Origin of the sequence: Actinotalea sp. (assembly GCF_035443605.1) — a bacterium.
GTDB lineage: Bacteria > Actinomycetota > Actinomycetes > Actinomycetales > Cellulomonadaceae > Actinotalea.
On sequence record NZ_DAORSQ010000187.1, the window covers coordinates 1 to 1216 of the forward strand.

General features: G+C 76.7%; 2 protein-coding genes and 1 pseudogene. All 3 read right to left on the minus strand.

The annotated features are described in order from the left end of the window. Nucleotides 1-90, minus strand: a 90-nt coding sequence (locus tag PKY62_RS12945) for an Ada metal-binding domain-containing protein (protein ID WP_324537614.1), incomplete at its 3' end; no start/stop codon positions are given. A 99-nt stretch (nt 91-189) separates the two neighbouring features. Continuing rightward, nucleotides 190-915: a maleylpyruvate isomerase N-terminal domain-containing protein gene (locus tag PKY62_RS12950; protein WP_324537610.1), complete on the minus strand. Its 726-nt coding sequence runs from the start codon at nt 913-915 to the stop codon at nt 190-192. 43 nt (nt 916-958) lie between these two features. After that, a pseudogene (locus tag PKY62_RS12955) lies at nt 959-1216 on the minus strand (homoserine O-acetyltransferase MetX); the annotation flags it as partial.

A 1216-nucleotide genomic window follows, 5' to 3' on the forward strand; every position in this document is an offset into this window, starting at 1 on the left:
GATCCCGGTGGTCCGCACGGCGAGGACGAACTGCCCGTCGAACCGCGCATCGCGGGCGGCGACGGCACGGTAGCGCTGCGCGGTGTCCACCGCAGGAGCATGACACCCCCGGGCGGTGTCGGCTGGCGGGAATCGGCCATGGCGGTGAGAGCGGCCCGGGCCGACGCCGCGGGTGCGGACCCGGGCGGCTCAGAGCAGCGGCAGCATCCCGCCGAGGTCCGGCACGGAGTCCGACGTGTACGTGGCCCGGAGCGCACCCGTGAGCGCCTCGACCGTGAGCGGCACCCGCCCGCACGCCAGCCGGATCCACGCGAGCTCGTCGACCACCTCGAGGTCCCAGCCGCCGCGGTCGACGACGATCTCCAGCAGCGCCGCGGCCACCAGGGTCACGGCACGCGGCTCGAGCGGGCTGGCCGCCCAGCGGTGCGTCGAGCGCGCGAGGTCGTCGCCGTGCACCACGAGCTCGAGCACGCGCGAGACGAGCATCTCCGAGAGCAGGACGGGCCCGCGGCGGGCCTGGACCACCGGGTCCGGGCCGAGCTCGCGCAGGGCCGCGATGCGCGCGAACGCCGCCGCGGCCATCGCGTCGACGGCACCCAGCGGGTCGGGGCGGATCTGCTCGGCGAGGTCACGTGTCACGGCGCTGATCTGCTCGGCGCGCTCCGGGTAGCTGCCGAGGTACTCCGCGAGGGTCAGCGGGACCGTGCCGGGCGCGGTGGGCCGGGCCACGGCCAGCGCGTCCATGGCACGCCCGAGGTGCGCGACGAGGTCGGCCACCGTCCAGCCGCCAAGCACGCTGGGCTCGCGCGTCGCGGCCTCGTCGAGCTCGCCGACCCAGGCGCGCAGGCGGCGCCACTGCGCGGCAAGGATCTCCTCGATCGCCGCGAGGTCCGTCGCGCTCTGTCGTCCACCCATGGCGTCATCGTAGGGACGGGCGCCGGGACGGGCGCGCGGGCGCTCAGCCGAGGAAGCCGCGGACCAGCCCGCCCACCTGCTCGGCCTCGATGAGGAACCCGTCGTGCCCGAAGTCCGAGCGGGCCAGGTGCAGGCCGTCGGCGCCCGGGATCCCCGCGGCGATCTCCACGGACTGCGCGGGCAGGTAGAGCCGGTCGGTGTCCACCGCGACGACGAGGGCGCGCGCGGTCACGCCGCCCAGCGCCGCGGCGACGCCCCCGCGCCCCCGGCCGACGTCGTGCGACAGGATCGCGTCGGTGAG